The organism is Streptococcus sanguinis, from assembly GCF_019929225.1.
GTDB lineage: Bacteria > Bacillota > Bacilli > Lactobacillales > Streptococcaceae > Streptococcus > Streptococcus sanguinis_J.
The window spans coordinates 287234-313191 of the sequence record NZ_JAHZPA010000001.1; the positions used below are offsets into that span (position 1 = coordinate 287234).

Below are 25958 nucleotides of genomic sequence, written 5' to 3' on the forward strand. Positions count from 1 at the left end.
ATTTATGCTAAACTAGTAGTATGGGGGTGTGAGAATGATAAAGATTTTCGGTAAGGTTCGCTATCACTGGCAGCCAGATGTAGCTATCCTGATAATATATTGGTCTTTATCGGTCATTCCGATTTTTGTTGGCCTGGCTTTGATGTATGAAAGCTCACGAGTGCCGACTCTTGTTCTGTTTTCTTTCTTCTTGTTCATGGTTTTGTTGGGAATGGGAGTTCATCGCTATTTTACCATTTATGACGATGGAACCTTGCGTATTATCACAGCCAATCCCTTTACTCCGATAAAGGTCAAGATTTCAGATATTGAAAAAGTCGAAGTGACCAAGACGTCAATTACCTTATATTTTAAAGGGCAGAACCGCAGCCGGACTTTTTGTATGCGCAAGTGGCCTAAGAAATATTTTGTCAATGCCCTAGCCCTTAATGAGCATTTTAAGGGTGAGGTAGAATTGGTGGATAATTTTACCCATATTGATTATTTTGAAGCTTACTATGGCAGTCAGTCCAAAAAATCCTAGTCTTTCAAAAGAGCTCGGGTTGGGCAGTTTTTGATGGCTTCCACGACATCGGGATCCTCAGCGATTTCCTTTTCTAGGAGCTGGTCGTCCTGGTAAAATTTGACGATGCCATTGTCATGATAGTCAAAAAGATCTGAGTAGGTTTGACAGAGCCCACAGGCAATGCACCGTTCGGGAATGAGTGTTACTTTCATACCCATATTGTAATAAGATTTTAAGAAAAACTCAAGGAGGAAGTCATGGAAAAAGAACCATGGGAAGAAGATGTATACGATAACGGAGAAGATAAGTTGAAACGAACCAAGAAATTTAGCGCCTTGAATGCTGATCGTTTGTTGACCATATTAACCATTATTTTCTGTATTTTAGTGGTTGCGGTGGTGTGCTTCTTGACCTATCTGTCTACTGGGGGAAGTAATAGACAGACCCAAATGGAAGGTTTCTACGGCACTTCAGCAGCAAGTTCCAGCAGTGAAGCGTCTTCTACTGTAGAGCAGACAGCGGCAAATACGACAGAATCATCTGAAGGAACTCTGACTGTCCAGCCTGGTGAAGGCGAGGCTGCAATTGCGGCGCGTGCAGGTATTTCCATTGCCAAGCTGGAACAGCTTAACCCTTCTCATATGTCTACTGGTTCTTGGTATGCCAATCCAGGTGACGTTGTGAAGATTGAGTAGGAGCCAGCTATGAAACAGATTCAAATTGCGATTGACGGTCCTGCTTCCAGTGGAAAATCGACTGTTGCCAAGATTATTGCCAAGGACTTTGGCTATACTTATTTAGATACAGGAGCCATGTACCGAGCTGCAACCTATCTGGCTTTGCGGCATCATCTAACAGAAGCAGATGCCACTGAAATTGTAGACTTGCTCAATAATCATTCGGTCAGTTTTGGTCGAGCGGAAGATGGCGAGCAGCTAGTCTTTGTCGGCGACGTGGATGTGACTCACCCGATTCGGGAAAATGAAGTTACCAATAATGTTTCCTGGGTATCAGCCATTCCTCAAGTACGTGAGAAACTGGTGGCCTTGCAGCAGCAAATTGCTGCTCAGGGAGGGATTGTCATGGATGGCCGTGATATTGGAACGGTTGTCTTGCCTCAGGCTGAGCTCAAGATTTATCTGGTAGCTTCGGTTGATGAAAGAGCTGAGCGCCGATATAAGGAAAATCTATCAAAAGGTATTCCAGCTGATTTGGACAAACTGAAAGAAGAAATTGCAGAGCGGGATTATAAGGACAGTCACCGCGAGGTTTCGCCATTGAAACCGGCAGACGATGCCATTCATTTTGATACCACGGGTGTTGGCATTTCTGAAGTTGTTGCATTTATCGAAGAAAAAGCGAAAAAAATCATTGACAAATAAAATGAAACTTGGTATGATAGTAGAGTTGAGAAAAGCAGAAGTGAGAGCTTCTCGCCTTGCGACTAACGTTGTCTGGCTCTACAGGATTTAGTTTCAGTAATGAAATATTATCATGTAGTGCGGGTTTGCGTTAGCAGGTCCGCACTTGTTTTTCTCTAAAAATAAAAAAAGAGGTGAAAACCATAGCAAAACAAGACTTATTCATCAATGATGAAATTCGTGTGCGTGAAGTTCGCTTGATCGGTCTTGACGGCGAACAATTAGGTATTAAACCGCTGAGCGAAGCGCAGTCTCTTGCGGATGAAGCAAATGTCGATTTGGTCCTGATTCAGCCACAAGCTAAACCACCTGTTGCAAAAATTATGGACTACGGTAAGTTCAAATTTGAGTACCAGAAAAAACAAAAAGAACAACGCAAGAAACAAAGTGTTGTTACTGTGAAGGAAGTTCGTCTGAGTCCAACTATTGACAAGGGAGACTTTGACACTAAACTTCGCAACGCACGCAAGTTCCTTGAAAAAGGAAATAAAATAAAGGTATCTATCCGCTTCAAAGGCCGGATGATTACCCACAAAGAAATCGGGGCTAAAGTTTTAGCAGATTTTGCTGAAGCGACTCAAGATGTTGCTATTATTGAGCAAAAGCCTAAGATGGATGGACGTCAGATGTTCATGCAGATGGCGCCAATTCCTGACAAAAAATAGATTGTCAGAAAGATAGAAAAAGGAGAAAACATTATGCCAAAACAAAAAACACACCGCGCATCAGCTAAACGTTTCAAACGTACAGGTTCTGGTGGCTTGAAACGTTTCCGTGCTTACACTTCTCACCGTTTCCACGGAAAGACTAAGAAACAACGCCGTCATCTTCGCAAAGCAGGAATGGTGCATGCAGGAGATTTCAAGCGTATCAAAGCAATGCTTACAGGTCTGAAATAAGAGCTACTGTAACGATTATCTAGGAAATATTGGAGGAAATATAAATGGCACGTGTTAAAGGTGGCGTTGTATCACGCAAACGCCGTAAACGTATTTTAAAATTAGCTAAAGGTTACTATGGAGCAAAACATATCTTGTTCCGTACTGCAAAAGAGCAAGTAATGAACTCTTACTACTATGCATACCGTGACCGCCGTCAGAAAAAACGTGACTTCCGCAAACTTTGGATCACTCGTATCAATGCGGCAGCTCGTTTGAACGGACTTTCATACTCACAATTGATGCATGGTTTGAAATTGGCTGAGATTGAAGTTAACCGTAAAATGTTGGCTGACTTGGCTGTTAACGATGCAGCAGCTTTCACAGCTCTTGCAGATGCAGCTAAAGCTAAGCTTGGTAAATAATTAAAATAAGAACTGAGGATTTCCTTGGTTCTTTTTCGATAACTATTAATGAAAAGTATAAAGAAAGAAATAGCCCGCCATGCCACTTATAGTATAGATAAAGGCTTGTTACTGATAAGACAGATTTCATGGTAAAGCTAGTTAAAAATAGGGAATTGCGATATAATAGAAAAAACAGATACTTATGTGAATAAAAAATCAGTAGAATGGAGAAATTATGTCGGAGAATCGTTTAGCTTGGGATCAGTATTTTGCGGCTCAGGCTCTCTTAATCGCTAATCGTTCAACCTGTAAGCGAGCCAAGGTTGGCGCTGTATTGGTCAAGGATAATAAGGTTATTTCAACTGGTTACAATGGCTCGGTTTCAGGGACTGAGCACTGTATTGACCATGAGTGTCTGGTTATTGACGGTCACTGCGTGCGGACCTTGCATGCTGAGGTCAATGCCATCTTGCAAGGAGCCGAGCGGGGAGTCCCCAAGGGATTTACGGCTTATGTGACTCATTTTCCCTGTCTCAACTGTACCAAGCAACTGCTTCAGGTCGGCTGTAAGCGAGTGGTCTACATCAACCAATATCGGATAGATGACTATGCTCAGTATCTATACAAGGAGAAAGAGGTGGAATTAGTTCATCTGCCGCTGGATGATGTCAAGAAGGCTATCGCTCAGACGGATTTGGTATAGAATGAGGAGTTTATGTGAAAAGCGCATATGTATGTTATGTAGCAAAATATTCTCTGAATCAAGCGTGTATTATAGAGGTTGGACATAAGCGAAATGCTATTATCTGAGGAACAATAGTGGGATAGATATCTTGCCTCTTCAGTCTAAAAAATAATTAGAAAGGATGAATCAAATGACGAATAATGAGATGAATAAAGATAATAATCAATCTATTGAGGAACAAAATATTCCTGACGTTACTATGAAGAATTCAAAAGAAACCAAGTATAGGTCAGGTCTGCTGTCATTTGCTTTTTATCTATCGATAATTTATCTTGTCTTGTTTGTTTTACTTTTCACTCTAGCAGCTCCATGGGGGATCGTCTTGTTAATTTTCCTAGCACCCAGCTTAATTTGTATTTTAATTGCGACCGTTTTAACTGGTATTGGAAAGAATAGAGGAAATAAGGGTTTACTGTATGCAGGTTCAGGACTTTACCTGATTTCTGCCTTTTTTGCAGGAGACCCAGATTGGTTTCTTTTTCAAATCGCTCCATTTGTTTTAGCAGCTCTTGTTTTGTTCGGAACTCTAATGGCTAAAGAAGTGGAGAGGTAACAGAAGAAAATTTGGTGCTAAACTATATCTTCTTTTTATGTTTTTATTTTGTTATTTAGTCTGGATAGGTTGGTTAACTTCCAAGAATGAATGGAGTTTAACAAGGTATAGTTTTAATCTATATCTTGTTCTTTTTTTAAAAAAAGGGAGTGGTATCGTAAATTATGGTATAATGAGAAAGTTATATAGTCCCGATAAGGTGGTAGGAAACTTCTATCAGTACTTTGTAACTCGCAAACAATGACGGCTCCAAAGTCACTCGTCATTCTACGGTTGCCGCTATGGTGCGGACAGCCTATGCGCCTCACTAGCTCAGAAATAAAAAGATATCGTTTTTATTTCTTTCGCGTCGTAACTCGTAGGTGACAAGATTTTCATCATTTTGGAGTTTGTTCATTTGTTTAATATTTTTTAAGGGGGGACATTTCTATGTCAGAACGTAAACTTTTCACGTCTGAGTCTGTATCGGAGGGGCATCCTGATAAGATTGCAGACCAAATTTCCGATGCTATTTTGGATGCTGTCTTGAGTCAGGATCCAGATGCCCATGTGGCTGCTGAAACAGCTGTTTATACGGGCTCGGTTCATGTTTTTGGTGAGATTTCGACCACAGCTTATGTGGATATCAATCGTGTGGTTCGTGATACCATTGCAGAAATTGGCTACACCAATACAGAGTATGGCTTTTCAGCAGAGACGGTCGGTGTTCATCCATCTTTGGTGGAGCAGTCGCCAGATATTGCTCAGGGTGTCAATGAAGCCTTGGAAGTTCGCGGGAATGCAGATCAAGATCCATTGGACTTGATTGGTGCTGGAGACCAGGGGCTTATGTTTGGCTTTGCAGTGGATGAAACGCCGGAGCTCATGCCGCTTCCTATCTCGCTCAGTCACAAGCTAGTCCGTCGATTGGCAGAGTTGCGCAAATCAGGAGAGATTGCCTATCTTCGTCCAGATGCTAAGTCACAGGTGACTGTTGAGTATGATGAAACTGACCAACCAGTGCGGGTGGATACAGTTGTTATTTCGACTCAGCATGATCCAGAAGCGACTAATGAAGAGATTCATCGTGATGTGATTGAAAAGGTGATTAAAGCAGTAATCCCAGCCCAGTATCTGGATGATAAGACAAAATTTTTCATCAATCCAACCGGCCGCTTTGTAATTGGCGGTCCGCAAGGAGACTCTGGCTTGACTGGCCGTAAGATTATTGTGGATACTTATGGCGGTTATGCTCGTCACGGTGGCGGTGCCTTTTCTGGTAAGGATGCAACCAAGGTCGACCGCTCAGCTTCATACGCAGCTCGTTACATTGCTAAAAACATAGTGGAGGCGGGACTGGCCAAGAAAGCAGAAGTGCAGTTAGCCTATGCCATTGGTGTGGCTCAGCCGGTTTCTGTACGGATTGATACTTTTGGAACTGGTGCTGTTGCAGAAAGCAAGCTTCAGGAATCTGTTCGTCAGATTTTTGATTTGCGTCCGGCCGGTATTATTCAAATGCTGGATCTGAAACGCCCAATCTATCGTCAAACAGCAGCTTATGGCCACATGGGTAGGACAGACATTGACCTGCCTTGGGAAAAGTTGGATAAAGTAGAGGCATTGAAAGCATCAGTGCAGTAAGAAGACAGTTCTCAATCGTAATGGTTGAGAGCTTTTTTATATAGGTAATATTTGCAAGGCAAGCAGTCTAGCCTTGCGCTTCTCTCATTCCTGGTAATACTGTATTTTTCTGAAAATACTATTAAAAAAGTAATTTTTCAGTTTCATTTTAATTTCAATTGTCTTATTTATCTAAAAGTATAGGAAATTTCTCGAATCTGTGGTATAATAAATGGCAATACCTTGAAAGAGCTTTATTTTAAACATGAAAAAAATTGTAATACATGGTGGTCGCCCCTTAAAAGGAGAGGTGACTATTAATGGTGCTAAAAACAGTGTCGTTGCCTTGATTCCGGCTGTGATTCTGGCTGATGATATTGTAACGTTGGATGGCGTTCCGGATATTTCGGATGTGGATAGCCTGATTGATATCATGATTGCCATGGGGGCTAGTGTTACTCGCTCTGAGGACAGTCTGACAATTGATCCGCGTGGTATCCAAAATGTCCCTATGCCTTATGGAAAGATCAACAGTCTAAGAGCCTCCTATTATTTCTATGGCAGCTTGCTTGGTCGCTATGGTGAAGCAACGGTAGGTCTGCCTGGTGGTTGTGATTTGGGGCCGCGTCCTATTGACTTGCATCTCAAGGCTTTTGAAGCGATGGGGGCTAAGATGACCATGGACGGCAACTACATGAACCTATCCACAGGAGGTCAGCAACTGAAAGGCGCTAGCATTTATATGGATACGGTCAGCGTGGGTGCCACCATCAATACTATATTGGCTGCTGTCAAGGCCAAAGGTCGGACTATTATTGAAAATGCAGCGCGGGAGCCAGAAATCATTGATGTGGCAACTCTCTTGAATAATATGGGAGCGCATATCCGTGGAGCAGGAACTGATATTATCACGATTGAGGGGGTTCCACACCTTCATGGAACGCGTCATCAAGTAATTCCTGACCGTATCGAGGCAGGAACTTATATCGCCCTTGCTGCAGCTATTGGTCAGGGAATTCAGATTAATAATGTCCTTTATGAGCATTTGGAGAGTTTTATTGCCAAGCTTGAGGAAATGGGTGTTCGGATGACGGTTTCTGAAGACAGCATTTTCGTCGAAGAGCAGCAAAATTTGCGAGCTATCAACATTAAGACTTCTCCATATCCAGGCTTTGCAACTGACCTACAACAGCCTATCACCCCGCTCTTGCTGACGGCTAATGGCCATGGTAAGATTACGGATACTATCTATGAGAAGCGGGTTAATCATGTGGCGGAGCTGGCTAAGATGGCAGGCAAGATTTCGACCAGCAGCGACCAGATTGTCTATGAGGGGCCAAATCAACTGCAGGGAGCTCAGGTCAAGGCGACCGATTTACGAGCAGGAGCTGCCTTGGTTATTGCAGGTTTGATGGCTCAAGGAAAGACAGAGATTACTAATATCGAGTTTATCCTGCGTGGCTATTCTAATATTATTGAAAAATTAACAAGTCTGGGTGCAGATATCCAGTTGATAGAAGAATAAGCGTTTTTCGCTTATTTTTTGTAGAGGTAGCAGATGAATTTATGGACACATTTAGCAGCCTGCTCATTTATTGAGACAGAGCATGCTTTTTTGCGGCCCATTGTCTTTGAAGATGCAGGGGCCCTATATAAGATTGCGTCCAATCCGGAAAATACTCAGTTCATCTTTCCGACAGAAGCAAGCCTAGAGGAAAGTGAATACGTCATTGCCAATTTCTTTATGAAAAATCCTCTGGGGATTTGGGCCATTTGTCACAAGGAAACGCAGGAAATGATTGGCTCTGTCAAGTTTGAAAAGATGGACGAGATCAAGAAAGAAGCTGAGTTAGGCTATTTTCTGCGGCAAGACTACTGGGGACAAGGGCTGATGACAGAAATTGTTCGAGAGATTGCTTTTCTATCTTTTACCCGCTTTGACTTCAAACGCCTCAGTATTATCACTCATGCAGAGAACCTAGCTAGTCAAAAGGTGGCTCAAAAATCTGGCTTCAGTCTCTACCGGCAGTTTAAAGGGAGCGATCGGTACACGAGGAAGATGAGAGATTATCTGGAGTACCGTTATGAGAGAGGAGATTTTAATGAGTAAGCATCAGGAAATTTTAACCTATCTTGAAAATCTTCCAATCGGAAAGAGGGTCAGTGTCCGTAGTATTTCAAACTATCTGGGAGTTAGTGATGGGACGGCCTATCGAGCTATCAAGGAAGCGGAGAACCGCGGTATTGTTGAGACCAGGCCTCGGAGCGGTACGGTTCGGGTTAAGTCCAAGAAAGTTGTTTTGGAGCATCTGACCTACAAGGAAATCGTTGATATTACAGGCTCAGAAGTATTGGCCGGAGAAGATGGTCTAGAAAAAGAATTCAATAAATTCTCCATCGGAGCCATGACGGAGCAGAATATCCTGCGTTATCTGACAGAGGGCGGTCTCCTGATTGTCGGAGATCGGACGAAAATCCAGCTTTTGGCCTTGGAAAATGAGAATGCGGTGTTGGTTACTGGAGGTTTTGAAGTCAACTCGGAAGTCCTGAAGATGGCTAATCTGCTTAATATACCGGTTCTCAGAACCAAGCATGATACCTACACCGTCGCAACTATGATTAATCGTGCCCTGTCCAATATGCAGATCAAGACCGATATATTAACAGTGGAGCAGGTCTATCGCTCCAGCCACGAGTACGGCTTCTTGCATGATACTGATACTGTTCGTGACTATCTGGACTTGGTCCGCCGCAATCGTGCCAGCCGGTTTCCGGTTATCAACCAGCAGCAGATGCTGGTGGGAGTAGTAACCATGCGGGATGCAGGGGATAAGTCTCCTCTGACAACCTTGGATAAGGTCATGACGAAAAATGTCTTTATGACAGGCTTATCTGCTAATATTGCCAATATCAGCCAGCGCATGATTGCAGAAGATTTTGAAATGATACCAGTGGTTCGCAGCAACCAGACCTTGCTGGGCGTGATTACACGGCGGGACATTATGGAAAAAATGAGCCGTTCTCAGATTTCCAGCCTGCCGACTTTCAGTGAGCAGGTAGGACAGAAGATTAGTCGTCAGGATGATTTGTTTTCCTTTACCGTTGAGCCTTTTATGCTGGAGCAAAATGGTGTGCTGGCCAACGGTGTGCTGACAGAAATTTTGACTCGGATTGCCCAGCAGCTCATGGTCAACAGCGGCCGCAGCTTGATTATCGATCAACTGATGATTTATTTCTTTCAGGCGGTTCAGATTGATGACCTGCTGCATATCCAGCCGCGCATTATCCGTCAGACTAGGCGGACAGCTATTATTGACTTTGAGATGTATCTGGAAGCGATGCTGGTTGCCAAAGCCACGATTACAGTGAAAATTAATTAAGAGGAGGAATTTAGAGAGAGAATGATTACTTTAAAATCACAGCGTGAAATTGACTTGATGGACAAGAGTGGAGATTTTCTGGCTTCTGTCCATATTGGTTTGAGAGACTTGATTAAGCCAGGCATTGACATGTGGGACATCGAAGAGTATGTCCGCAAGCGTTGTAAAGAAGACAATGCCCTGCCTCTGCAAATTGGTGTTGAAGGCTCTGTCATGGACTATCCTTATGCGACCTGCTGCTCTCTTAATGACGAGGTAGCCCATGCCTTTCCCCGTCATCAGAAGCTGGTAGAAGGTGATGTCATCAGCGTTGATATGGTGGTTGGCTTGATCGATAAGGCAGAGCTGGATGTGTCCAAGCTAGATTTTGACAATGTAGCAGAGATGAAGCAGCACACAGAGAGCTTCCGGGGCGGTGTGGCAGATTCTTGCTGGACCTATGCAGTAGGGAAGATTAGCCCAGAGGCTCAGCAGCTGATGGATGTGACCAAGGAATGCCTCTACCGTGGAATTGCGGCAGCTAAGGTCGGCAATCGTATCGGCGACATCGGTGCAGCTATTCAGGAATATGCTGAAAGTCATGGCTATGGCGTTGTGCGGGATTTGGTAGGGCACGGTGTTGGCCCAACCATGCATGAGGAGCCTATGGTGCCGCATTACGGTCGAGCAGGACGCGGCTTGCGCTTGCGTGAGGGAATGGTTCTGACTATCGAGCCCATGATCAATACAGGTACCTGGGAAATTGATACGGACTTTGAGACCGGCTGGGCACATAAAACGCTGGATGGCGGCCTGTCCTGTCAGTATGAGCATCAGTTTGTCATTACAAAAGATGGACCTGTCATTCTGACCAGCCAGGGAGAAGAAGGGACTTATTAGAAATCAAAGGCTGGGCACTTGTCTCAGCTTTTTTTGAAGGAGAAGAGAGTGAAGAAATTTTTTGCCAAGATTCGCAGAAATCAGTTTTTAAGAGAATTTTTCCGTTTTTATAAAGAGGCAGATAGTGAGCTGAGCAGCGTTGCAGTTGCTTATTATTGGCTGATTTCTGTTTTTCCCTTGCTCTTGATTGTGGTGAATATTTTGCCCTATTTTCACATTCCGGTGGCGGATTTTCTGACAGCCATCAAGGACATGCTGCCAGAGACTTTATATGATGTTGTGGCAAAAGTCATGCGTGAAGTGCTGACCCAGCCTTCGACTGGTCTGCTGAGCTTCTCAGTCTTGTCAGCTCTTTGGACTTTTTCCAAGTCCATGAATTTCCTGCAGATTGCATTTAATAAAGCTTATGGGGTGGCTAAGAGCCGGGGTCTGATTTCTCATCGCGTCATGAGCCTATTTGTGAGTCTAGGTCTGCAGATTCTCTTTGCCTTGGCCCTCTTTCTGACCATGTTTGGTCATATGTCGCTTGATTTTCTCCGTACCTATTGGAAGCTGGATAGCCAGCTCTATCAGCACTTGCAGAATTTTACCGAGCCTCTGATTTACGCCTTACTCTTTGCGGTTTTGGTTATGTTCTATTTTTTCCTGCCCAATGTGAAAATCAACAAAAAACGCTATGTTCTGCCGGGCAGTGCCTTTGTGCTCCTGACCATTCTGGCTTTGCTGAATATCTTTTCTGTCTACATGGATAATTATTTAAATCACCTGGTTGATGTTCGCTTTTTCAGCTCCATCATTATGGTTGTGATGATGTTTTGGTTTATCATGATTGCTAAAATTTTGATTGTTGGCGCAGTGCTTAATGCCAGTATCCAGAGCTGCTGTGAGTCAGGGTTTCAAATTGAAAGCACAGGTCGCTTTACTTTCAAGAAGAAAGAGTAGGATGGGGAAGAGGACTGATGTTGTTTTAGAGTGGAAAAGGATAAATAAGTATGAAAAGTAAAAAAATAACTAAATGGAAGAGTATTGTGTTCGCTTTGCTCTTGCTTTTAGGAGCTGCAATGTATTTTATATGGAGCAAGGAAGAGGCAAAGAAGTTCCAAGAAGAGTATGGGCAGTTTACATATTATGTTCCAGAGTATGAACCTGTTTATAGCTTTCTTGAAAACGATAAGGCTATTGCTTATAACTGGAACGTTGTAAATTCTGAAGAACAGGAAAATATGAAAAAAGCAAAATCATATATAGTAGATCCTGATTATGATGTTATAAGAGAGTTTGACTCCGGATATTTCGTCAATAGTTACATGAAGCTCAAAGCTAATCCCAATCTATTGAATAAAGATGAATTTAATCGAAATATTCCTCAAAAAGGGGAATATTGGAAGTTGGCAGTCTACAAATTCCAGAATAAAAAATTAAAAAAGAGAGAATTTGATGTTTTTGAGATGGTTCGTAACTATGACCCTGATTTGATTCCGTTAAAAATAGATTCGAATATTATAGCGGACTCAAACACTCAAAAGTATTATGCAGTAATCTATTTAAGACAGAAGTCAACTGATAAAGAAAAGGCATATTGTATTAATCTAGATGAAGGGAGAATTGTTTCAGATAAGGGAATTAATCCATATAGAGATCTTCCTAATGGTTTTACGACCGCCACTAATTTTGCTGAACGTATGAAAAAAAAGGTGTTGGACTTCATATAACATGGATGTCTCTGGAAAGATCCTATTCAGAAAAACAATTTGAGAATTCACTTCTATCAAGTAAATATCCCCAAGTATATAAGATTATGCATGAAAAAGATGCTTGTATTGCTTTCTTAAATAGAGAAACCGATGTTGAGTTAGTAAAAAACGTAACCGAACTCTTCTTTCCGCCTGGAACGAATGTATTTGAGAATGTGACTATCCCAGCTAAATATTCATTAGATGGGCAGGAACATGTCATTAATTCAGCGGAAGAATTACAAAAATACTATAAGGAAGAAAACTAGAAAAAGATATTTTTGCCAAATTTAAAGAGGATTTTCCTCTTTTTCTTTTCAGTTAATTTTATTGCATTTGCAACAAAATGTGTTATAATAGAGTCAAATAAAAATTTAAGGAGGGGATATGTCAGTATTACGGGAAATTGGGATTATTGCCCGAGCTTTGGATTCCATTGCTAATATTGAGTTCCGTGACATAGAGCTAGCACGAGGTCAATATCTTTATCTGGTACGAATCGCGGAGAATCCGGGGATTATCCAAGAGGAACTGTCGGAGCTGCTCAAGGTGGATCGCTCAACGGTTGCCCGATCTGTTAAGAAGCTAGAGGCCAAGGGCTTGGTCCAGCAGAAGGCAGCCAAAGACAACAAGAAGAACAAGGAATGGTTTGTGACGGAAAAAGGAGAAAAACTTTATCCTTTTATCCTAGCTGAGAATGCCTATTCTGAAGAGGCATCCCTGCAGGGCTTTTCTCAGGCGGAAGTTCAAGCTTTGGAGAAAATGCTGGTACGAGTGCGTGAAAACATCACAGGTGACTGGGAAGCCGTCAAAAAAAGACAAAAAAGAAACTATTAAGATTGAAGAGGTGCATCATGAAAGTTACAGTTGAACATGAATTTTGGCAAGTATTTCCGGAAGCTCAGATTAGTGTTTTAGTGGTCAAGGGGATTGATAATAGTGTGGATGAGAGTAAGGACTCATATTTCAAATCCCTCCTGGATAAGGGAGCAAAACGAGCTGAGGACTTTATTCCAGATGAGAACTTCACTCAAAATGAAGTCATTCAGGAGTGGCGGCAGGCTTTCAGCAAATTCAAGACCAAGAAAGGAGCACGATCCTCTATCGAAGCTCTGCTCAAGCGGGTCAGTCAGGGGCGTGAATTTCATCCAATCAATCCTTTGGTTGATATCTACAACAGTGTCTCGCTGTCTTATGCGGTTCCATGTGGCGGTGAGGATTTGGATAAGATTGTCGGAGGTCTTTATTTAGGTAAAGCCAAGGGTGGGGAAGCCTTTTTCCCATTGGGTGCTGATAGTGACGCACCGGCACTGCCAGAAGAAATCATCTACTATGATGAAGAGGGGGCTGTCTGCCGTTGTCTTAACTGGCGAGAAGCCCAGCGGACCATGCTGACTGAGGAGACCAAGAATGCCATATTGGTCATCGAGGCCATCAATGGAGAGCAATCAGCGCGTGCCCAAGCAGCTATGATAGAACTCCAGACTCTGATTGAGGACTATTTTGTTGTCAAAGGTGAAATCACCCATCTGACGCTTGACAATCCAAGCTTGGAAATTTAGGAATAAAAAAATCTGGATTAGAATCATCTGGTCCAGATTTGCTTTTATAGGGTGAAATAGACTGATTTGTTGTTATTTTTTCTTGTTTTTAAAGACAAAAATCTTACTAAAGATGTAGTTGAGGACGATAATAAGTACTTGGGCAATGAAGGTTTCGATGGTATTGACCATTTTAATATTGTTATTGACAAACTGGCCTATAATCTGTGGGAAACTAGTGACAAAGATAAAAGTCAATAGTAAATTTAAGCCCATAGTAGCCAAACGTGCAGTGAAAAATTTGATAAGTCTAGAAGGCCAGCCACTCCTTGCTTGCTTGAAAACGATAGTATCGTTGGTTACAAATGCAAAGATAATACCAAGAATATCACCTATTATTGTAGCCAGTAGTTCGTTTCCCGTCAATTCATAGCAGAGCATCCGACTGACAACGGATACGACAGTTGTTGCCACACCAAAGAAAAGATAGGACAGAACCTCATTGTCAAAGAATTTTTTGATTAAAGTTTTCATAAAGATAGTCTATCATATTTCTGGGATTTATGCTATACTAGTTGGGTTGCCAAATCTGTGGAGGAATCATCTAATGATGCTCCTCTCATGTGACGCAACCCTTGGCGCTTAGCTTCTTTCGCCAAGCATATTACACGCGGTAAAGCCGCTAAAGGAGAAAACATGAAACAAGAAAAACTGAGAGTTCGTGATTTGGCTCAGATTGCCATTGTCGCTGCTATTTATGTAGTCCTTACGATTACGCCCCCTTTAAATGCGATTAGCTATGGTGCTTACCAGTTCAGAATTTCTGAAATGATGAACTTTATGGCCTTTTATAATCGGAAATATATCATGGGTGTGACTATTGGCTGTATGATTGCCAATCTATATAGTTTTGGAATCATTGATGTCTTTGTTGGCGGCGGATCCACCTTGGTCTTCCTGTCACTAGGTGTCTATCTTTTCAGTCGCTATAAGAATCAATATCTGATTAAAGGCTTGATTCGTTTGGATCATTTCTATTTTGCAGTTTTATTCTCTATTTCGATGGTGACCATTGCTGCAGAATTACATTTCTTGCAAGGCCTGCCATTCTTCCTGACTTGGTTTACAACAGCCATTGGAGAATTTGCTTCCTTGATTGCTGGAGCTATCATTATTAACCAGATTGCCCGACGAATTGATTTAACAAAATAGGCTTTTTGTGGCTCTGATGTGTGTAAATAGACAGATTGGAAACATTTGCATATTTTTTTACTTCATGGTATGCTAGAAGTGTACATTTAGACTAAGATTAGTCTCATTAAACTTCTTGGTAGGGGAGACCAAAAAAACAACGCAAGGAGGTTCTGTATGGAACAAAATGAGCAGCTTAGGGAGTATTTGATAATCAAAAAAGAGGCCTATCATTGGCTTCTTTGGTGGGGACTTGCATACCTTATTGGAGTGGCGGGTGTCATTATATTACTATATAATGATTTACCGTCCTACAATAGGTATTTTTCTATTCTCACGATTATTATGCTCCCTATTTGGTTTGTCGGGGCTTTTCCTCTATTTATGGCAAAAAATCAAATAGAAAAAGAGCACCCAGAATTTAAAGCTGTTAAGACCAAAGAGGTCGTGGTGCCTATGTCTATGCGGAAAAAGCGATATCTGATGCTTCTTCCAGCGCTCGTAGTTGTGGCTTTTGTCTTTGTGCAAAGCTATCAGTCGGGCATGGCAGAGAAAGAAAAAAAGGAAATCTACGAGATTATCCAACAGTATCGTAATTAAGGAAGGAGAAGAGTATGGCAAGTGATGAAGAATTGAAAAGCAGGGTAGAAAACCTGAGCGGTGAAAAGAGAAAATATGAGCGGGTGCGAAATAGTATTCGGTCGCATAGTTTGAGTCATATGCGTAGTCTGGATGATATGAACAATTTTATCGATTATTGTGAAAAAATCATCGGCATTGTAGACGGTGAAGAGGGCTATCATTACATCAGCAATCTTTCTGAACATCTCAAAGAAGATGTCAAAACGATGAAAAAATACCGCGACTATGTTCGTGACGCCAATCAGTCATTCGTCAATCTGCACAATCTTTTAGAATCGAAAATCAGTAGCCTTGACAGTCAGATTGATAGTGCTAAATCTGAATACAATGAAGGAAAATGGAATCCTTTCGAAAGAATGTGGTAATTAAGGAGGAGTGTGTATAAATGAATACAAATATCAATGATATTCAAGACCGTTATACGGCTGAGACGGTACAATACGAAAGTAGCAATATTGCTGCGGTGTTGGAAAATCTAAAAGCAGCCGTGACTTTGATAGAGACAACCATTCCTTCTAATATCTCCGCTATGGAAAGCAGTGAGAGCCTCTGGAGCGGAAAGGCTAAGGAGCAATATCTGGGGCTGAAGGATTTTCTCAAACAGTACCAAGGTGATTTTTCTTCTAGCGTGAAGGAGCTGAAAACGGCTGTTGAGGGGCTGGAAACCCTGCTCAATTCAACTTCCCAAGCCAATGTAAAAAAGGAGATTGACAACGGATGAAGACTTTTACTTTGGAGGCGATTTACGCCTTACACATGTTTAACGATTATTCGGATGACCTCTTCTTTCTGCCCCTGCCTAGCGAAGAGGGAAAAACTCGCTTGGAAAATCTGCGCCAGGTTTTAGAAAAAGGCTACGAGGACTTGGGGAAAATGGGCTTGGTGATTGATAACGAGCCGACGGAAGAGTGCGCTTATTACGGCGCTTTTCTGGAGCGTTATCACAAGGCGATTTACCATTGTCAGGTGGACAGCAATTATTTCTGCGCGCAGGAAACCGACAGCAACAAGTGGACGACGACGGTCATCAAGCAGATTGGCGATAATCAATATGTGATTGAAACTTTGCATAGCCTGGTTTTTCTGGCGCATTTGAAAGACATTCATCCGATTTTGAAGGACTTGGAAGAGAAGCGCAAGAACTACGCTTACTACAGCTGGGAACCTTTTTCGGCTTTTCGCTTACAGGCTTACTATGCCGACAATGAAGCCATTCGTTTGCAGACATTTCGGCGCAAGGAGCTGCTGAAAGACAGTCTCTTTTTGGAGGCGCCATCGGGCTTGTATGAGTTTGATGTGGCGCATGAACGCATTCGCTCGGTGGACGGTGAGGAATTACGAGATGAGATTATCCACGATTTGAAAGTGAGGGTGTAATATGGCAGACAAAATTAGTATTGACCTAACGCAGCAGGAACAGCTTTTGCTCCATATCCGAACTATGGTCACTTCAGCAACCCAGCTGAGTACGAAATTAAAAGAAGGAGTTGACGGCTTGCCTGCGCTCACTTCAAAGGGAGAAGTGCATAATCGTATGGTTGGAAATGAGAATCAGCTGATTCGATTTGTCACGAAAGCGCAGACTTTTCAGACTTTGACCGAGGTCATATTTAAGCACACACAGACCACCTATAGCGAATTTATTGATACTGATAAGATACTGGCTATGGACATCGCCAACAGTATTTTATATAGCTCCGAGACTTCTGCTGAGGACAAGCAGGGGATAAAAGACGATCCTAAGGGCTCTGTTGACAAGCTGAAAAAATCTATTCAAGACGAGAATGGTGAAATTCACAAGAATATGAAGGGGACCAAGTCTTCTGATATTATCATCGGTACTGGTGGAGCCTGATAGAGAGGAGTTACAATGGCTAAATATTATACGAATGAACCTGACTTTAAAGAAGGCTCTAAGACGGGTTGGTTTCACAGCAACATCAACTGCGTAAAGGACTTGCTACGCGATATTGATGAAGTGTCAAATAAGGTCAATTCTGAGGGCTTAGCTCATCTCTATGTGGCAACGGGAGAAGCGACTTTGGGGCGTGACATGCCCGTCGGTCCTTTTGAAGATGCGGAGCACCATGCTCTTCATCGCTTGGATGCCTCTAAGAAAGTCCACAAGGAAATCGTCCAAAATATTGACGGGAAATTCTTTGAGGGTTTGGATAATGCTTTGGAGAGTCTCAATAAGGTCAACGAAGGGAAAAACCAGTATAAGAGTAAGTATTTGACTTATACGAAAACCAACACGGCTTACGATGAGTACGGGACTGCGATAGAGTACACCACCACAGAGCACTACAGTATTTCGGATATTGTCAATAGCGACAAAACACCGATACCCGCTGCCAAGGAACTCTACGATGTTAAGCTCAAGCTGGCAAAAGAAGGCTTGGCGAAAATTGAGAAAGAAGATCATGAGAATTACGAAAAGCTCAAGGGCTTGAGCGACCAACAGCTCATGGAAGCTATGTTTCCGACGCAAGTCGGCGAGTACGAGCGGGCGCGCTCGACTTGGAAGGAGAACAACAAAGGCTGGTTGCAGTGGGTTGAAATTGGTGGTAAAATTATAGCAGTGGGTGCCATTATCGCAGGGAGCGTCCTGAGTGGCGGTACCCTAGCTCCTATCCTTATCGGAGCAGGGACTGCTTATCTGGTGGCAGATAGCGGTTATCAGGCGATTAGCGGGGAGACCATTTCGGGGAAACGGTTGACTGACGGGGAGCGTATCTGGGCAGGTGTGGACGCAGTCTTGACGGCAGCGACCGGTGGCTTTGCGACCTATGCCAGCGTGCTTGCCAAGACAGGGAAAGCCGCCTCTACGACGGTACAGACGGTAGGCAAAGCTGTCAATTATGCCGACGATGCCAATGACATCGCTCATACGGTGACCGCGATGCAGGATGACCCCTTGGGCGCAGCACTCCAGTTTGGAATAGGGCGTGCGATTGGTCATGGAGCTACTGCTCTTGGAAATAAAGCCCGAGCAAGATTTGGCAAGGGTGGCAGTGGAGCTGATGTGGACTTGCCAAGTAGTGGGAAAGGTGTGGATCTGCCAGCGGGCAATGCAGGCTTGAAGACCCATGCGGACACAGATGTGGATCCGTCTACGCTTGGTACAGGCAAGAAGCCAAAACCAGAGATTCAAACGCCCCAACATCAAGAAATACCAAGTCCAAGCAAGAAACCAGAGCTTGATGTGATGAAGACAAGCAAGCCTGAGATTGACCGTGCAAGCAGTCCAGAGATAACTGGTCCAAATAAGAAGCCAGAAATTGATACCACTAAAACGGCGAAACCCGAGATTGACAATCCAAGCCGTCCAGCGGTGGATAAGACCAACAGCGAGTTGGATACAGGTAAGCCCGTGAAGCCGGAGGTCAGCCAAGCTCGTCCGAGCGAGGTGGTGTCACCAAACAGCCGTCCGAAAGAAGTGGACGTGACCAAGAAGCCCGATATCGAAGTGACTCGCCCAGCCGAAGTCAATCCGACCAAGGTTAAGCCAGAAATGGAAACCAAGGTCAAACCAGACATTGACGCAGCTGCGGCTAGTGCCAGTGCCGTTCCGAAGGTCAAGGCACAAGAACCCGACCTACCCAAAGCAGGACAACCCGAAGTCACCCCTAACGCTGGCAAGAAGGTGCAGAAGCCAGAAGAAGTGGATACCGAAGTTGGAACAACTGAGCCTCGATATGGTGAAAGAAGAATATCAGACACAGAATATGCAATCCTGAGAAGGAAAACGCCGTCTCCAGAAATGAGGAGAAAAGTCAATAAAGATGTAGTTTTGCCTATGGATGACCCTGCTATTCCAGGACATACAATAGAAAAGGGAGAAACATTAGAAGCTGACCATATAGTATCAATGGATAGAATTGCAAAAATGGAAGGTTTTGATAAGCTAACTAGAGAACAACAATTAGAAATATTAAATTATGAGGATAATTTCGTTGGGTTGAGCAAATCAGCAAATGCCTCTAAAGGTTCAAAAACTTATGAGGAATGGACAACGTATGTCAAAGAAGGTATTCCAATCAATCCAGAATTTAGAGAAAAAATGATTGCTAGGGAAAAAGAACTTGAAGGAATTATTCAAAATATGATAGACTCATATGTGAAAGGAAATGGAGGATAACAAAAGTGACTAATAAAATAGATTTTTTAAACGAATATAGTTTATCTAGTTCAAGTGTAGAAATTGTGACGGATGAAAGCCAAATTGTAGAGGCTCCAATTCCAAATTTTTGGAAAGAAGCACTTTTGTCAGATAGTTTGGAAGAAAGAAAAGAAAAAATTCTTTCAGTGTGGAAAGAATATTCTTCTTCTGATTTGCGAAACACAATTTCTTATTTAGGCGATTATTTAAAAAATATAGACTTGATTTGTTTAGACGGCGAATATTCGCTTTTGTATACGATTTTGACTTACCAAACAGGAGAAGAAATCTATTATGAAGGGAAGCAACCCGTTACAGTTGAGGTGCTGAAACAAAAGTTTGGAGAAAACGCACCAACTATAAAACAATCAATAACAGATTTCTATACTCATATCCACAACGGTTTTTATGATTATACAAGTAAAAGCATGGGGATTGATAACCTTAAAAATGTGAACTCTATGGCAGATTATGACTGGGAATATTTGCAACAGTTAGACATAGATTTAATCCCACTTTATAATTTTTTCAGTAACGGTATGGGGGAATACGTTGTTTTAGACATCGAAAATGGAAACACCTATTTATGGTCGTCAAGAGAACTTCCTAAAAGGCAGTCTGACTTTTGGGCTTTGGTAGACGAATGGATTATAATTGGATTAGATTTTTAAAACAGAGAGTATAATTTGTTGGTACCCTAAATGTTAATCAAGAAAAGTATAACATTTGGGGTATTTTTGTTATTCAATACAATTTACCTTGACATCTTTTCATCTTATGCTATACTAATTTTATTACTTTTGGGAAGAGTAAGTGTTGAGGGAGATTGGGAGAGGCATGATTTGCTTTTATCTCATACTTGCTCACTCTGTCTGACCCTCGGACGGGGTCGACTAATTTTGGTTTACTTCGTCAGAGGCTCAGATTGTTTGTCCGTGTTCTCATTAGCACAATCCGAGGCTCAGATGAGGCAAATCTGTTCCAGTTTACTCTGTCAGAGGGTCGGACAAGCTCTTTTCAAAAGTAATGACCATATCCGAGGGGGATCGGATAAAAATGAAAAAGAAAAGGTGGATATATGCCAGCAAAACAAACATTATTAAATCTGAAAACGAGCAGTTTACGCTATGCCGAGTTTTCTCAGTTTATCGCGCGTTTCTTGGATGATGTGGAAAAAGAAAACTTGGATGTTAAGAAAGAAGAAATCTTGTCTAACCTGCTGGGTCAGCTAAAGACTAATTTGCCTGCTTATCAAGCGTCGCTGGGACAAGTTCGGGCGAGTGAAAAATCCAGCACGATTATCGAAGCCGATCAGTTGCGGGATGAAGATTTTCAAGCACTGCGCGAAGCGATTAAACCTTACCGCAATAGCCGCCGCGAAAACGAAAAGGCGGCTTACAAGACTTTAGACTTGCTTTTCGACCAGTACAAGAAAGCGACCAAGGTTTCCTATGAAGAAGAAACAGCACTTTTAAACAGCTTATTAGAAAAACTCAGAAAAGCAGAATACCAATCTGCTATTGAGACTTTAGGAATTGGGCGCTTTATGAATAACTTGACCGAAAGCCAAGCTGCTTTTGAAAAAGTTTTCTCTGACCGCTCACAAGAAAAGCTCGCTAAAGTCAGCTTTGACACCAAGCAACTGCGCAAGGACTTGGCAGTTCCTTACCAACAACTAAGCGACTATGTAGCTATTCTAGCTCAGTTGAAAGAAGACGCTATTTACCAAAAGACCTTATCTGTCCTCAACAACAGCCGCAAGTACTACGCCGATGTCTTGGCACGCCGCAAGGGCAAAGATAAGAAAGAAGCGAAAAAGGTAGAAACGGAAACAGAATAAAAAAGACGCTCCACTTACTCATAAGTGGGGCGATTTTTCTCTTTACGCCGTTTGGCTTCTCATTCCAGTTTTGCCCAATTAGTTCACATACTTACACCACCACGGAGCACTACAGTATTTCGGATATTGTCAATAGCGACAAAACACCGATACCCGCCGCCAAGGAACTCTACGATGCTAAGCTCAAGCTGGCAAAAGAAGGCTTGGCGAAGATTGAGAAAGAAGATCATGAGAATTACGAAAAGCTCAAGGGCTTGAGCGACCAACAGCTCATGGAAGCTATGTTTCCGACGCAAGTCGGCGAGTACGAGCGGGCGCGCTCGACTTGGAAGGAGGACAACAAAGGCTGGTTGCAGTGGGTTGAAATTGGTGGTAAAATTATAGCAGTGGGTGCCATTATCGCGGGGAGTGTCCTGAGCGGAGGAACACTCGCTCCTATCCTTATCGGAGCAGGGACAGCTTACCTGGTGCCAGATAGCGGTTATCAGGCGGTTAGCGGGGAGACCATTTCGGGGAAACGGCTGACTGACGGGGAGCGCATCTGGGCAGGTGTGGACGCAGTCTTGACGGCAGCGACTGGTGGCTTTGCGACCTATGCCAGCGTGCTTGCCAAGACAGGGAAAGCCGCAACGACGACGGTACAGACGGTCGGCAAGGTTGTCAATTATGCCGATGATGCCAATGACATCGCTCATACGGTGACCGCGATGCAGGATGACCCCTTGGGCGCAGCACTCCAATTTGGAATAGGGCGTGCGATTGGTCATGGCTCGAATGTCTTAGGCAATAAAGCCCGAGCAAGATTTGGCAGGGGTGGCAGTGGAGCTGATGTAGACTTGCCAAGTAGTGGGAAAGGTGTGGATCTGCCAGCGGGCAATGCAGGCTTGAAGACCCATGCGGACACAGATGTGGATCCGTCTACGCTTGGTACAGGCAAGAAGCCAAAACCAGAGATTCAGACGCCTCAACATCAAGAAATACCAAGCCCAAGCAAGAAGCCAGAGCTTGATGTGACGAAGACAAGCAAGCCTGAGATTGACCGTGCAAGCAGTCCAGAGATAACTGGTCCAAGTAAGAAGCCAGAAATTGATACCACTAAAACGGCGAAACCCGAGATTGACAATCCAAGCCGTCCAGCGGTGGATAAGACCAACAGCAAGCCGAGCGAGATTGATACAGGCAAGACGGTTAAACCGGAGGTCAGCCAAGCTCGTCCGAGCGAGGTGGCGTCACCAAACAGTCGTCCAAAAGAAGTGGATGTGACCAAGAAGCCAGACATTGAAGCTAGTCGCCCAGCCGAAGTCAATCCGACCAAGGTTAAGCCAGAAATGGAAACCAAGGTCAAACCGGACATTGAAGCTGCGGCTAGTGCCAGTGCCGTTCCGAAGGTCAAGGCACAAGAACCCGACCTACCCAAAGCAGGACAACCCGAAGTCACCCCTGACGCTGGCAAGAAGGTGCAGAAGCCAGAAGAGGTGGATAATCCAAATAGCGATAAAGGAATATCACAACAGACACCTAGAGTTATCCCTGGGCAAGATGGAGTTGTAACAGGCGGTAGTTCAACTAAACTAGGTAAAAATATGATGGAAGATATGGGGCTTAGTAGGGGGCAAAAATGGACTGGTTATCAAGCCCAACACATCATTCCGGCAGATATGGCTGATCACCCTGTTATACAAAAAATGGGTATGGATTTGGATGATTCAAGTAATGGGAAATTTTTGCCTGTGCCAGATTCGGTAGATACTACAAGTGTTAGTCCATTATCAAAACATAGAGGTTATCACTCCACGTATAATGAATTTGTTCGTGCACGGTTAGATAATATTGATGTAAATCAATCTCCTGCAATGTTGCAAAAAGAGGTCAAAGAGTTACAAAGAAAATTAGGCATACTGCAAGATAAGGGTCTGCCTTTATATCCTAAATTTGGCGCAACCGCCGAACTTTGGGAAAGATTTATGAAAAATTTAGACTAATTATTGAAGGATGATTTTATGACTAATAACATGAAATTTTTAACAAATATTCTATTCTCTGAAGACATAACAAGAGCACTAGAACAAGTTCAAAGTATAAATAGCTCCGAACAACTGTTCATCTTGTTAGACAATTATAACTGGGACAGTGGCTTTGACCTTCCGCAAGCGGTACTTGACAATCCTGCTTGTACTAACGCTGTAGCGCTAATGGCATTTGATAGAGCGGACGGCTACCGTTTCCTTTTAGAGGGGTTCGGAGAATATTCCTCGCCAGTTTGGCAAGACTTTGTGACGTCTTTATATAAAGATTTATGTGAGAACAAATTTCCTGACGGAGAGCTTGGTTATTTGCCTGAACTTAGTAAAGTGCAGAAATTTAAGTTGAAAAAACAACATCCAGATTTACCAACGATATTTCTAGACGGAGTTGACGGAGAGCATGTCCGTGTAACTTTATAAAAGTAGGCTATATATCGTATTATATTTGCGAAATGGAAGAAAATAGACGATTGATTATTTTAAATGACACTTTCGGGAAAGAGGGGTCAGATGAGGAAATTGCTGGGCTTACGATTTTGGTGGACGGCACGATTAAAATCGCTTTTGACAAAATTCAAGCCATGCGTCAGTATGACAGTTATAACGAAGTCTTGCGGGATGTCATTTTTAAAGGTTTAGAAAAGATATTCACAGAAAACCGATGATTTTGGGTAAAGTTTTTAATGGTTAAAAATATATTACTAACAGGTTCATGGTACGGTGAGATAAGCTCTCTCAGTAGAAGAATTGAGAGAAAAATTAGTGCAAATACAAGATGAAAAAGATTGTATCTTGTTAATTGCTGAATTGCTCAAAAAAGGAGATTTTTCTGTAAAAAATCTTTTGATTGACTTGATGAATACCACTAAAGACGATGCCGTGCTTAATCTGTGTATTCGCTTGTTTTGTTCAGTCTGTACTCACGAAGATTTAGAAAATCCTCAAAATTTGAATTTTTTAGCTAATGTGTCAGAGCTTGGTGCTTTAACTTTTGCTTCAAGCGCGATTAACAGTCTGTCTTATGAAGTCATCCCTTATTTGCTAGCTTTATGGGAGGATTGGGAAGATACAGATTTAGCGGTTGCTATTCGTGATAGTTTAGACTCTTATCTAGATTACTATGATGTTCTTGGTGAAGAAGCCGACCTTGATGAAGTGGGACAGTATTATTTGGATAAAGTCCAATCAGTTGATAAAAGACTTTATTACTATGAAAAGGGACAGATTTTTCTTGGTGATTTAACAAAAATCATCTTCCAGCGTTTGTATATGGCGGCTAACCAAAAGGAACGTTTCGCTCTTTTTATCCAGCCAAGTCTTCTTTCAGTCTTATCTGGTTATCATTTTCCACTTGAATATGGACAGGAAGTTAGCGAGCAAGATTTACGGAAAGCTCAAGAATACGTAGACTTTCTGGCTCAAAAAGAGTGGAAAAAAAGTACAAAATATTTTTATGGCTACAACTTGTAGTAAGGTTTTAAGAGGACGGACGTCCTCTTTTTTGCAGTGGGGTAGAGTAAATGACAGATAAAATAGAATTTTTAAACAAGTATACTTTAACTTCTTCAGAAGTAGAAATTGTAACAGATAAAGCAAATATTCTAAATGCCCCAATTCCAGATTTTTGGAAAGAAGCACTTTTGTCAGATAGTTTGGAAGAAAGAAAAGAAAAAATTCATCAATATCTTGCTTTTGGGCTAGGAAGTTAAGCAATTCTGTAGTAAACTGTGTCATAGGAATAAATCTCTTTCTAGTAATGTTTCGCAACTCTACTATAACGGATTTATTCCTTTTTGTGTTTACACAACTTATTTTACACTACCCAAAGTGGATGTGTAAATATCACATTGTGTTTACACCTAAGTATAGACGAAAAGTCATCTATAATCAATATCGAAACAGTTTGGGTGAAATATTCCACCGATTATGTAGTTATAAAGGTGTTGAAATTATCGAGGGTCACTTAATGCCAGATCATGTACATATGTTGGTAAGTATTCCACCGAGGATAAGTGTTTCTAGTTTTATGGGGTATTTAAAAGGTAAAAGTGCTCTCATGATGTTTGATAAGCACGCCAATCTAAAATATAAGTTTGGGAACCGACATTTTTGGGCGGAAGGCTATTACGTGAGTACAGTAGGACTTAATGAAGCCACAATTAAGAAATATATCCAAGAACAGGAAAAGCATGATATAGCGTTGGATAAATTGAGTGTAAAAGAATATGAGGATCCCTTTAGGGATAGTGGTAAGTAATGCAAACACCTCTTTGAGAGGTTTGTGACGAGTCAAGAGCAATGAGGCTTGAACAAAGTGAAAGCCAGCGTCTTTAGGCGCTGGCTGGTGATGTGGGCTTATAGCCCTGGGACAAACCACCCGTTAGACGGGTGGTTATGATGTCCTTTTGTTTTTTAGGAAAAATTGGGAACAAATAGAGGAAGATTTTGTGTATTTGTG

At 42.4% G+C, this 25958-nt stretch carries 33 protein-coding genes, 1 pseudogene, 1 riboswitch and 1 other annotated feature; of the genes and pseudogenes, 32 read left to right on the top strand and 2 right to left on the bottom strand.

Translation table 11 applies throughout. The annotated features are described in order from the left end of the window. Window positions 1–34: 34 nt before the first annotated feature. Complete coding sequence (locus K1I80_RS01460; protein ID WP_223313308.1) at window positions 35–523, top strand: EbsA family protein; 489 nt, start codon at window positions 35–37, stop codon at window positions 521–523. Here the strand turns inward: K1I80_RS01460 and K1I80_RS01465 are convergent. After that, on the bottom strand, window positions 520–717 hold the full coding sequence (locus tag K1I80_RS01465; RefSeq protein ID WP_295345912.1) for a ferredoxin: 198 nt from the start codon (window positions 715–717) through the stop codon (window positions 520–522). The two genes, K1I80_RS01460 and K1I80_RS01465, sit on opposite strands and share 4 nt — an antisense overlap. A 45-nt stretch (window positions 718–762) precedes the next feature. Between K1I80_RS01465 and K1I80_RS01470 the strand changes: the two genes are divergently transcribed. The 16 genes and pseudogenes from K1I80_RS01470 to K1I80_RS01545 all read left to right on the top strand — a co-directional run bounded on the left by K1I80_RS01470 (window position 763) and on the right by K1I80_RS01545 (window position 13662). Next, complete coding sequence (locus tag K1I80_RS01470) at window positions 763–1200, top strand: SAG1386/EF1546 family surface-associated protein (RefSeq protein WP_223338986.1); 438 nt, start codon at window positions 763–765, stop codon at window positions 1198–1200. Between the two features lie 9 nt (window positions 1201–1209). Beyond that, window positions 1210–1887 (top strand): (d)CMP kinase, encoded by a 678-nt coding sequence (cmk, locus tag K1I80_RS01475; RefSeq protein ID WP_002895036.1) that lies wholly within the window; start codon window positions 1210–1212, stop codon window positions 1885–1887. 26 nt (window positions 1888–1913) lie between these two features. Beyond that, window positions 1914–2044, top strand: a sequence feature (ribosomal protein L20 leader region). A gap of 16 nt (window positions 2045–2060) precedes the next feature. Beyond that, on the top strand, window positions 2061–2591 hold the full coding sequence (gene infC / locus K1I80_RS01480; RefSeq protein WP_002895037.1) for a translation initiation factor IF-3: 531 nt from the start codon (window positions 2061–2063) through the stop codon (window positions 2589–2591). Between the two features lie 33 nt (window positions 2592–2624). Then, window positions 2625–2825, top strand: coding sequence for a 50S ribosomal protein L35 (rpmI, locus tag K1I80_RS01485; protein ID WP_002895038.1), 201 nt, complete (start codon window positions 2625–2627; stop codon window positions 2823–2825). 44 nt (window positions 2826–2869) lie between these two features. Next, window positions 2870–3229 carry a 50S ribosomal protein L20 gene (rplT, locus tag K1I80_RS01490; protein ID WP_000124830.1) on the top strand — a complete coding sequence of 120 codons (360 nt, stop codon included), beginning with the start codon at window positions 2870–2872 and terminating at the stop codon, window positions 3227–3229. Window positions 3230–3446: 217 nt separating this feature from the next. Then, window positions 3447–3914, top strand: a complete 468-nt coding sequence (locus tag K1I80_RS01495; RefSeq protein WP_002895042.1) for a deoxycytidylate deaminase — start codon at window positions 3447–3449, stop codon at window positions 3912–3914. Window positions 3915–4086: 172 nt separating this feature from the next. After that, on the top strand, window positions 4087–4509 hold the full coding sequence (locus tag K1I80_RS01500) for a hypothetical protein (protein ID WP_223313307.1): 423 nt from the start codon (window positions 4087–4089) through the stop codon (window positions 4507–4509). 429 nt (window positions 4510–4938) lie between these two features. Further along, window positions 4939–6129, top strand: coding sequence for a methionine adenosyltransferase (gene metK / locus K1I80_RS01505; RefSeq protein ID WP_223313306.1), 1191 nt, complete (start codon window positions 4939–4941; stop codon window positions 6127–6129). 244 nt (window positions 6130–6373) lie between these two features. Beyond that, window positions 6374–7633 carry a UDP-N-acetylglucosamine 1-carboxyvinyltransferase gene (locus K1I80_RS01510; RefSeq protein ID WP_223311639.1) on the top strand — a complete coding sequence of 420 codons (1260 nt, stop codon included), beginning with the start codon at window positions 6374–6376 and terminating at the stop codon, window positions 7631–7633. Between the two features lie 33 nt (window positions 7634–7666). After that, window positions 7667–8218 carry a GNAT family N-acetyltransferase gene (locus K1I80_RS01515; RefSeq protein WP_002897261.1) on the top strand — a complete coding sequence of 184 codons (552 nt, stop codon included), beginning with the start codon at window positions 7667–7669 and terminating at the stop codon, window positions 8216–8218. Next, the gene (gene spxR / locus K1I80_RS01520; RefSeq protein ID WP_223311638.1) at window positions 8211–9488 is read left to right on the top strand and encodes a CBS-HotDog domain-containing transcription factor SpxR; all 1278 of its coding nucleotides are present in this window, start codon (window positions 8211–8213) and stop codon (window positions 9486–9488) included. The genes K1I80_RS01515 and spxR overlap by 8 nt, the downstream gene beginning before the upstream one ends. 21 nt (window positions 9489–9509) lie before the next feature. Beyond that, a complete protein-coding gene (locus tag K1I80_RS01525; protein WP_223313305.1) occupies window positions 9510–10367 on the top strand; it encodes a methionyl aminopeptidase in 858 nt (285 codons plus the stop codon). Between the two features lie 33 nt (window positions 10368–10400). Further along, on the top strand, window positions 10401–11309 hold the full coding sequence (locus K1I80_RS01530) for a YihY/virulence factor BrkB family protein (RefSeq protein WP_223313304.1): 909 nt from the start codon (window positions 10401–10403) through the stop codon (window positions 11307–11309). Window positions 11310–11359: 50 nt separating this feature from the next. Beyond that, window positions 11360–12369, top strand: a pseudogene (locus K1I80_RS01535) (hypothetical protein). Window positions 12370–12487: 118 nt separating this feature from the next. Continuing rightward, window positions 12488–12937: a MarR family winged helix-turn-helix transcriptional regulator gene (locus tag K1I80_RS01540; RefSeq protein ID WP_223313303.1), complete on the top strand. Its 450-nt coding sequence runs from the start codon at window positions 12488–12490 to the stop codon at window positions 12935–12937. 17 nt (window positions 12938–12954) lie between these two features. After that, complete coding sequence (locus K1I80_RS01545) at window positions 12955–13662, top strand: B3/B4 domain-containing protein (protein WP_223313302.1); 708 nt, start codon at window positions 12955–12957, stop codon at window positions 13660–13662. 72 nt (window positions 13663–13734) lie between these two features. Here the strand turns inward: K1I80_RS01545 and K1I80_RS01550 are convergent, their stop codons facing one another. Continuing rightward, the gene (locus tag K1I80_RS01550) at window positions 13735–14175 is read right to left on the bottom strand and encodes a GtrA family protein (protein WP_223313301.1); all 441 of its coding nucleotides are present in this window, start codon (window positions 14173–14175) and stop codon (window positions 13735–13737) included. A 28-nt stretch (window positions 14176–14203) separates the two neighbouring features. Beyond that, a riboswitch (PreQ1 riboswitch) is annotated at window positions 14204–14340 on the top strand. On the opposite strand from K1I80_RS01550, the gene K1I80_RS01555 reads away from it, so the two are divergent. The 15 genes from K1I80_RS01555 to tnpA all read left to right on the top strand — a co-directional run bounded on the left by K1I80_RS01555 (window position 14338) and on the right by tnpA (window position 25757). After that, entirely contained in the window at window positions 14338–14853 is a 516-nt protein-coding gene (locus tag K1I80_RS01555; protein ID WP_223313300.1) for a QueT transporter family protein, read from the top strand. It overlaps the preceding riboswitch by 3 nt. A 156-nt stretch (window positions 14854–15009) precedes the next feature. Then, entirely contained in the window at window positions 15010–15432 is a 423-nt protein-coding gene (locus K1I80_RS01560) for a hypothetical protein (RefSeq protein ID WP_060975873.1), read from the top strand. A gap of 14 nt (window positions 15433–15446) precedes the next feature. Continuing rightward, complete coding sequence (locus K1I80_RS01565; RefSeq protein WP_002924159.1) at window positions 15447–15839, top strand: hypothetical protein; 393 nt, start codon at window positions 15447–15449, stop codon at window positions 15837–15839. Window positions 15840–15859: 20 nt separating this feature from the next. Continuing rightward, window positions 15860–16195: a hypothetical protein gene (locus K1I80_RS01570; protein WP_002924160.1), complete on the top strand. Its 336-nt coding sequence runs from the start codon at window positions 15860–15862 to the stop codon at window positions 16193–16195. Continuing rightward, complete coding sequence (locus K1I80_RS01575; RefSeq protein ID WP_002924161.1) at window positions 16192–16851, top strand: hypothetical protein; 660 nt, start codon at window positions 16192–16194, stop codon at window positions 16849–16851. Before K1I80_RS01570 ends, K1I80_RS01575 begins: the two co-directional genes overlap by 4 nt. 1 nt (window position 16852) lies before the next feature. Further along, window positions 16853–17329 carry a hypothetical protein gene (locus K1I80_RS01580; protein WP_002924162.1) on the top strand — a complete coding sequence of 159 codons (477 nt, stop codon included), beginning with the start codon at window positions 16853–16855 and terminating at the stop codon, window positions 17327–17329. A gap of 15 nt (window positions 17330–17344) precedes the next feature. Further along, window positions 17345–19615 (top strand): hypothetical protein, encoded by a 2271-nt coding sequence (locus K1I80_RS01585; RefSeq protein ID WP_223313299.1) that lies wholly within the window; start codon window positions 17345–17347, stop codon window positions 19613–19615. Window positions 19616–19620: 5 nt separating this feature from the next. Continuing rightward, entirely contained in the window at window positions 19621–20307 is a 687-nt protein-coding gene (locus K1I80_RS01590; protein ID WP_009660023.1) for a hypothetical protein, read from the top strand. A 407-nt stretch (window positions 20308–20714) separates the two neighbouring features. Next, the gene (locus tag K1I80_RS01595) at window positions 20715–21476 is read left to right on the top strand and encodes a DUF6261 family protein (RefSeq protein WP_009660025.1); all 762 of its coding nucleotides are present in this window, start codon (window positions 20715–20717) and stop codon (window positions 21474–21476) included. A 203-nt stretch (window positions 21477–21679) separates the two neighbouring features. Further along, the gene (locus K1I80_RS01600; RefSeq protein ID WP_223324397.1) at window positions 21680–23458 is read left to right on the top strand and encodes an AHH domain-containing protein; all 1779 of its coding nucleotides are present in this window, start codon (window positions 21680–21682) and stop codon (window positions 23456–23458) included. 18 nt (window positions 23459–23476) lie between these two features. Beyond that, window positions 23477–23920 carry a DUF4274 domain-containing protein gene (locus K1I80_RS01605; protein WP_223313118.1) on the top strand — a complete coding sequence of 148 codons (444 nt, stop codon included), beginning with the start codon at window positions 23477–23479 and terminating at the stop codon, window positions 23918–23920. 50 nt (window positions 23921–23970) lie between these two features. Continuing rightward, the gene (locus tag K1I80_RS01610) at window positions 23971–24165 is read left to right on the top strand and encodes a hypothetical protein (protein WP_223324396.1); all 195 of its coding nucleotides are present in this window, start codon (window positions 23971–23973) and stop codon (window positions 24163–24165) included. Between the two features lie 82 nt (window positions 24166–24247). Beyond that, the gene (imm47, locus tag K1I80_RS01615) at window positions 24248–24970 is read left to right on the top strand and encodes an Imm47 family immunity protein (RefSeq protein WP_223313116.1); all 723 of its coding nucleotides are present in this window, start codon (window positions 24248–24250) and stop codon (window positions 24968–24970) included. A gap of 50 nt (window positions 24971–25020) precedes the next feature. Then, entirely contained in the window at window positions 25021–25209 is a 189-nt protein-coding gene (locus tag K1I80_RS01620) for a hypothetical protein (protein WP_002933180.1), read from the top strand. 122 nt (window positions 25210–25331) lie between these two features. After that, complete coding sequence (gene tnpA / locus K1I80_RS01625; protein ID WP_223313115.1) at window positions 25332–25757, top strand: IS200/IS605 family transposase; 426 nt, start codon at window positions 25332–25334, stop codon at window positions 25755–25757. Window positions 25758–25958 lie beyond the last annotated feature (201 nt).

Coding starts and splice junctions, on each gene's coding strand:
- K1I80_RS01550 (WP_223313301.1), bottom strand. CDS start 14,175: ATGAAAACTTTAATCAAAAAATTCTTTGACAATGAGGTTCTGTCCTAT.
- K1I80_RS01515 (WP_002897261.1), top strand. CDS start 7,667: ATGAATTTATGGACACATTTAGCAGCCTGCTCATTTATTGAGACAGAG.
- spxR (WP_223311638.1), top strand. CDS start 8,211: ATGAGTAAGCATCAGGAAATTTTAACCTATCTTGAAAATCTTCCAATC.
- K1I80_RS01465 (WP_295345912.1), bottom strand. CDS start 717: ATGAAAGTAACACTCATTCCCGAACGGTGCATTGCCTGTGGGCTCTGT.
- metK (WP_223313306.1), top strand. CDS start 4,939: ATGTCAGAACGTAAACTTTTCACGTCTGAGTCTGTATCGGAGGGGCAT.
- K1I80_RS01460 (WP_223313308.1), top strand. CDS start 35: ATGATAAAGATTTTCGGTAAGGTTCGCTATCACTGGCAGCCAGATGTA.
- K1I80_RS01605 (WP_223313118.1), top strand. CDS start 23,477: ATGACTAATAACATGAAATTTTTAACAAATATTCTATTCTCTGAAGAC.
- tnpA (WP_223313115.1), top strand. CDS start 25,332: ATGTGTAAATATCACATTGTGTTTACACCTAAGTATAGACGAAAAGTC.
- K1I80_RS01570 (WP_002924160.1), top strand. CDS start 15,860: ATGAATACAAATATCAATGATATTCAAGACCGTTATACGGCTGAGACG.
- K1I80_RS01500 (WP_223313307.1), top strand. CDS start 4,087: ATGACGAATAATGAGATGAATAAAGATAATAATCAATCTATTGAGGAA.
- K1I80_RS01620 (WP_002933180.1), top strand. CDS start 25,021: ATGACAGATAAAATAGAATTTTTAAACAAGTATACTTTAACTTCTTCA.
- cmk (WP_002895036.1), top strand. CDS start 1,210: ATGAAACAGATTCAAATTGCGATTGACGGTCCTGCTTCCAGTGGAAAA.
- K1I80_RS01595 (WP_009660025.1), top strand. CDS start 20,715: ATGCCAGCAAAACAAACATTATTAAATCTGAAAACGAGCAGTTTACGC.
- K1I80_RS01560 (WP_060975873.1), top strand. CDS start 15,010: ATGGAACAAAATGAGCAGCTTAGGGAGTATTTGATAATCAAAAAAGAG.
- K1I80_RS01510 (WP_223311639.1), top strand. CDS start 6,374: ATGAAAAAAATTGTAATACATGGTGGTCGCCCCTTAAAAGGAGAGGTG.
- K1I80_RS01565 (WP_002924159.1), top strand. CDS start 15,447: ATGGCAAGTGATGAAGAATTGAAAAGCAGGGTAGAAAACCTGAGCGGT.
- K1I80_RS01555 (WP_223313300.1), top strand. CDS start 14,338: ATGAAACAAGAAAAACTGAGAGTTCGTGATTTGGCTCAGATTGCCATT.
- K1I80_RS01525 (WP_223313305.1), top strand. CDS start 9,510: ATGATTACTTTAAAATCACAGCGTGAAATTGACTTGATGGACAAGAGT.
- K1I80_RS01585 (WP_223313299.1), top strand. CDS start 17,345: ATGGCTAAATATTATACGAATGAACCTGACTTTAAAGAAGGCTCTAAG.
- K1I80_RS01575 (WP_002924161.1), top strand. CDS start 16,192: ATGAAGACTTTTACTTTGGAGGCGATTTACGCCTTACACATGTTTAAC.
- K1I80_RS01545 (WP_223313302.1), top strand. CDS start 12,955: ATGAAAGTTACAGTTGAACATGAATTTTGGCAAGTATTTCCGGAAGCT.
- rplT (WP_000124830.1), top strand. CDS start 2,870: ATGGCACGTGTTAAAGGTGGCGTTGTATCACGCAAACGCCGTAAACGT.
- K1I80_RS01540 (WP_223313303.1), top strand. CDS start 12,488: ATGTCAGTATTACGGGAAATTGGGATTATTGCCCGAGCTTTGGATTCC.
- K1I80_RS01495 (WP_002895042.1), top strand. CDS start 3,447: ATGTCGGAGAATCGTTTAGCTTGGGATCAGTATTTTGCGGCTCAGGCT.
- K1I80_RS01470 (WP_223338986.1), top strand. CDS start 763: ATGGAAAAAGAACCATGGGAAGAAGATGTATACGATAACGGAGAAGAT.
- K1I80_RS01580 (WP_002924162.1), top strand. CDS start 16,853: ATGGCAGACAAAATTAGTATTGACCTAACGCAGCAGGAACAGCTTTTG.
- rpmI (WP_002895038.1), top strand. CDS start 2,625: ATGCCAAAACAAAAAACACACCGCGCATCAGCTAAACGTTTCAAACGT.